Source organism: Mesorhizobium sp. M1E.F.Ca.ET.041.01.1.1 (genome assembly GCF_003997355.1).
Classification (GTDB): domain Bacteria; phylum Pseudomonadota; class Alphaproteobacteria; order Rhizobiales; family Rhizobiaceae; genus Mesorhizobium.
This window is the reverse complement of record NZ_RZSL01000440.1, coordinates 1-5267: the sequence shown is the minus strand read 5'-3', so window position 1 is coordinate 5267 and position 5267 is coordinate 1. Positions and strand designations below refer to the sequence as shown.

The window sequence follows — 5267 nt, the reverse complement described above, 5'->3', positions numbered from 1 at the left end:
GCCTAGAGCGACACGCGTCCATTCGGATGCACCAAGTCCGCTCTAGCACATTGAATGGACGCGTCGTGCCATCCGAAATCGAAGTCGATTTTCGGGCCGATGCGAGAGGAGAGGGTTTTCAAATGACCATTGCGCGCAAATTGCTTTCGGCAAGCGCCGCGGCAAGCCTTCTGGCCGCTGCCGCCTGCACCACCACCGGCCCTTCCGAGCCGATCGCAGCGGCGCCGAAGGGCGTCGAGGGCAACTGGATCGACGCCAAGGGCACCGGCCTGTCGACCTTCGCGGCAGGCAGCTTCACGACCGTCGCCACCGACACCGGCCAGAAGCTGTCCGAAGGCAGCTACACCATGACCGGCCCGACCTCGGTCGAGATCCACGGCACGTCGCTGATCCGCCAGACGCCGGTCAGCTTCAACTGCCTGATGGTCTCCACCAGCCAGCTCAACTGCACCAGCGCCAGCGGTCAGAACTTCGTGCTGACGCGCCGGGCATAAGCCGTTAGGCATCGACCCTTTTCAGGGACGGCGGCGCAAGCCGCCGTCCTTTTTTGTGCCGGCAAACTTCCTCCCGATTTCCGCTTGCATCGACCAAAACGCGATGTGAACATGACCCGAAGCTGGCTGTTATGTTCCAGTCAAGCGAGGGCGTTAAGCACATCAGGTCAGCTTATCCGGGAGACGAAGATGAAGAAAATTGCCGCCATTCTAGCCCTGTCTGCCTCGACGCTTGGCCTGTCGGCCGGAACCTCTTTTGCCGACTACACGCTGAACATCCTGCATTTCAACGATTGGCATAGCCGCATCGAAGGCAATAACAAATACGAGTCGACATGTTCCGCCGAGGAGGAAACCAAGGGCGAATGCATCGGCGGCGCGGGCCGGCTGGTCACGGCGATCGCGCAGGAGCGCAAGAAGCTGGAAGGCCAGAACGTGTTGCTGCTCAACGCGGGCGACAGCTTCCAGGGATCGCTGTTCTACATCACCTACAAGGGCGCCGCCGAGGAGGAGTTTCTCAATCAGATGAAACCCGACGCGGTGACGCTCGGCAACCACGAATTCGACGACGGTGAGAGCGCGCTGGTGCCTTTTGTCGATAAGGCGAAGTTCCCGGTCGTCAGCGCCAACGTCATGCCCAACGACAAATCCGGCGCCGCGGGCAAGATCAAGCCGTCGATCGTGGTCGAAGTCGGCGGGCAGAAAATAGGCATCGTCGGCGCCGTCACCAACGACACGCCGGAACTCGCCTCGCCCGGTCCCAACATCGCCATCGCGGACGACGTCAAGTCGATCACCGCCGAGGTCGAGAAGCTGAAGGGAGAAGGCATCAACAAGATCATCGCCGTAACGCACATCGGCTACAACCGCGAGCGCGATGTCATTGCGAAAATCCCGAGTATCGACGTGGTGGTCGGCGGGCACAGCCACACGCTCCTGTCCAACACCGACCCCAAGGCGGCAGGCCCCTACCCGACGATGGTCGACAACCCCGACGGCTACAAGGTGCCGGTCGTGCAGGCGGCGTCCTATTCGAAATATCTCGGCGAGTTCAAGGTCGTGTTCGACGACAACGGCGTCGTCAAGGAAGCGAACGGCGACCCGATCTTTCTCGACAAGTCGATTACACCGGATCCCGCCGTGCTCGCCCGCATCAAGGAACTCGGCGCGCCGATCGAGGCGCTGAAGAACAAGGAGGTCGCCGAGACCACCAAGCCGATCGACGGCAGCCGCGAGAATTGCCGGGCGCGGGAATGCGAGATGGGCAACCTCGTCTCCGACGCCGTCCTCGACCGGGTGAAAGGCCAGGGCGTCGAGATCGTCATCTCGAACGGCGGCGGCCTGCGCGCCTCGATCGACCAGGGCACCGTGACCATGGGCGAGGTGCTGACGGTCCTGCCGTTCCAGAACACGCTGGCGACGTTCAAGATCTCCGGCAAGGATCTGGTCGCCGGGCTGGAAAGCGGGCTCAGCCAGATCGAGGACGGCGCGGGACGCTTCCCGCAGGTCGCCGGGCTGAAATATTCCTTCGACAAGTCGGTGGCGCCCAATGCCGGCCGCGTCAAATCCGTCGAGGTGATGGAGAACGGCGCCTGGGCGCCGATCAATCCCGACAAGCAGTATCTTGTCGCCACCAACAATTACGTGCGCCAGGGCGGCGACGGCTACAAGGTCTTCGCCGAGAAGGCCACCGACGCTTACGACTACGGCCCTGGCCTGGAGCAGGTGGTGGCCGACTATCTCGGCGCGCACCGGCCTTATACGCCGAAGCTCGACGGCCGCATCACCGAGGTCGGCGCGACGGTAGCCGCGGCTGAACCGGCAAAGCCCGCCGAGGCAGCTCCGGCCACGACGGCACAGGCCACCGAGCCTGCCAAACCGGCCGAGACTGCGCCCGCGATGCCGGCTTTGCCGTCCAATTCCGGCGACATCGCCGGCACACCGCCGACCGTTCCGGCTGAAACCGCGCCTGCGGCGCCCGCCGCCGAACCGGCGAAGCCTGCCGAGCCGGCACCGGCCGGGGCCAAGCCGGCTGAGACTGGCCCAGAGACCAGTCATGTCATCGCCGCCGGTGACACTTATTGGGACCTGGCCAAGAAGAACTATGGCGACGGCGCCAAATGGAAGCTGATCTCCGAGGCCAACAAGGACTACAGGCCGCGCCGGCTGCCGCTCGGCGCGACGCTCACCATTCCACCGGCCGCGAAGTAATCTCTCGCCGGAAAATTCAGGGGCACCCGTCCGGCAACCGGGCGGGTGTTCCGTTTTCATGCGGGAGCGGGATAAGGTGCGGCCAGACGCTACATTGAAAAGCAGCAGGGCGTCGCTAGTTTCACGGCGCCCGTCCGGAGACCGTTGATGACGCTTGCCAACCCTGCCGATGCGAAAGCCGCCGAGACCGCCGGTCCGGCGCTGGCAGGCGCCGCACCGATAAAGGCCGGCAAGATCGGCATCATGCTGATCAATCTCGGCACGCCCGACGGCACCGATTTCAAGCCGATGTGGCGCTATCTCAGGGAATTCCTTTCCGATCCGCGGGTCATCGAGCTCAACAAGGCGATCTGGTATCCGATCCTTTACGGGCTGGTTCTCACGACGCGGCCCAAAAAGTCCGGCGCCAACTACGCCAGGATCTGGAACCGGGAGAGGAACGAGTCGCCGCTGCGCACCTTCACCCGCTCTCAGGCCGGGAAGCTGGCCGGTGCCCTCGCTGACTTGCCGAATGTCGTGGTCGACTGGGCGATGCGCTACGGCAATCCCTCGACGGAGAGCGTCGCCCTCCGACTGGTCGAACAGGGTTGCGAGCGCATCCTTTCCTTCCCAATCTACCCGCAATATTCGGCGACGACGACGGCGACCGCCAACGACCAGCTATTCCGCGCGCTGATGAGGATCAGGCATGCGCCGGCGATCCGCAGCGTGCCGCCCTATTACGACGAGCCGGTCTATATCGAGGCGCTCGCCCGTTCGATCGAGCGAAATCTGGCGACGCTCGATTTCGTGCCGGAGGTGGTGATCGCCTCCTATCACGGCATTCCGAAGCCTTATTCCGACAAGGGCGATCCTTATGAGGCACATTGCCTCGAGACGACGCGGCTGCTGCGGGCAAGGCTCGGCTGGGATGACAAAAAGCTCATCATCACCTTCCAGTCGCGCTTCGGCGCGCAGGAATGGCTGCAGCCCTATACCGACGTCACCGTCGAGAAGCTGGCGAAGGAGGGCGTGAAGTCGATCGCCATCGTCAATCCGGGTTTCTCCGTCGACTGCATCGAAACGCTGGACGAGATCGGCCGTGAAGCGGCCGAGACGTTCCATCACGCCGGCGGCAGGAACTTCGCCCATATTCCTTGCCTCAACGACAGCGCCGAGGGCATGGCGGTGATCGAGGCGCTGGTGCGGCGCGAGTTGTCCGGCTGGGTGTGACGGGCTTCATCGACAGACCCTGAAACCGGTGCGCAAAAGCGTCCGCTAACCAATATTAGCGATCACATGATTGTAACGCTGCGGAAACACACTTAAGTGATTCCGTGAGGTCGCCGCCTTTGAGGGAGAAACGAAATGGGCTTCAGCGGTTTCGATATTGCCATCATTGTTCTTGTCTTTCTCGTCGTCATCCTTCTTTTCAAAGGCATCAAGACGGTGCCGCAAGGTTACAATTACACGGTGGAGCGCTTCGGGCGGTACACCAAGACGCTGACGCCTGGCCTCAACATCATCAACCCGATCTTCGAGCGTATCGGCGCCAAGATGAATATGATGGAGCAGGTGCTGGATGTTCCGAGCCAGGAAATCATCACCCGCGACAACGCCATCGTCGGCGTCGACGGGATCGCCTTCTTCCAGATTCTCAATGCGGCGCAGGCCGCTTACCAGGTCTCCGGTCTGCAGAACGCCATCCTCAACCTCACCATGACCAACATCCGCACCGTCATGGGCTCGATGGATCTCGACGAACTGCTCTCCAACCGCGACGCCATCAACGAGCGCCTGCTGCGTGTCGTCGACGAGGCGGCGCATCCCTGGGGCATCAAGATCACCCGCGTCGAGATCAAGGATATCAACCCGCCGGCCAATCTGGTGGAATCGATGGGCCGCCAGATGATGGCCGAACGCGACAAGCGCGCTCAGATCCTCGCCGCCGAAGGCCTGAAGCAGTCGCAGATTCTCGAGGCCGAGGGCCGCCGGGAGGCCGCCTTCCGCGACGCCGAGGCGCGCGAGCGCTCGGCGGAAGCCGAGGCCAAGGCGACGCAGGTGGTGTCGGAAGCCATCGCCAAGGGCGACGTGCAGGCGATCAACTATTTCGTCGCGCAGAAATACACCGAGGCGCTGGCCAAGATCGGCTCGTCCAGCAACAACAAGATCGTGCTGATGCCGTTCGAAGCCTCGTCGCTGATCGGTTCGCTGGGCGGTATCGGCGAGATCGCCCGCGAAGTCTTCAAGGGCGACGGCCCTTCCGGCACGCCGCGGCAGGGCTCGCGGCCGCCGGTGGTGCGGCGGAGCGACAACTGATCTATGCCGTCTGGGTGGGAGAAACGTCAATGATCGACCGCATCGTTTCGGAACTCGGGCCATGGAACTGGATGGTTCTCGGCTTCGTGCTTCTGGTGATGGAAATCGTGGCGCCCGGCGTGTTCATGCTGTGGATCGGCATCGCGGCCCTTATCATCGGCGCGATCTCGCTGCTCATCGGCTATGCCGCCATCTTGCCTTGGCAGGCCGAGTTGAATGGCGCCATCTGGACCTGGCAGGTCCAGGTTATCGCCTTCCTTGTCC

Annotated in this window: 4 protein-coding genes and 1 pseudogene; all 5 read left to right on the top strand. The window is 62.8% G+C overall.

Annotated elements, in window-relative coordinates; translation table 11 throughout:
* Nucleotides 1-122: 122 nt before the first annotated feature.
* Nucleotides 123-494: a hypothetical protein gene (locus EOA38_RS27125; protein ID WP_126092139.1), complete on the top strand. Its 372-nt coding sequence runs from the start codon at nt 123-125 to the stop codon at nt 492-494.
* Between the two features lie 189 nt (nt 495-683).
* The gene (locus EOA38_RS27120) at nt 684-2705 is read left to right on the top strand and encodes a bifunctional UDP-sugar hydrolase/5'-nucleotidase (protein ID WP_126092138.1); all 2022 of its coding nucleotides are present in this window, start codon (nt 684-686) and stop codon (nt 2703-2705) included.
* A gap of 147 nt (nt 2706-2852) precedes the next feature.
* Nucleotides 2853-3917 carry a ferrochelatase gene (gene hemH, locus EOA38_RS27115; protein WP_126092137.1) on the top strand — a complete coding sequence of 355 codons (1065 nt, stop codon included), beginning with the start codon at nt 2853-2855 and terminating at the stop codon, nt 3915-3917.
* Nucleotides 3918-4052: 135 nt separating this feature from the next.
* Nucleotides 4053-5003, top strand: a complete 951-nt coding sequence (locus tag EOA38_RS27110) for an SPFH domain-containing protein (protein ID WP_126092136.1) — start codon at nt 4053-4055, stop codon at nt 5001-5003.
* Between the two features lie 29 nt (nt 5004-5032).
* A pseudogene (locus EOA38_RS27105) lies at nt 5033-5267 on the top strand (hypothetical protein); the annotation flags it as partial.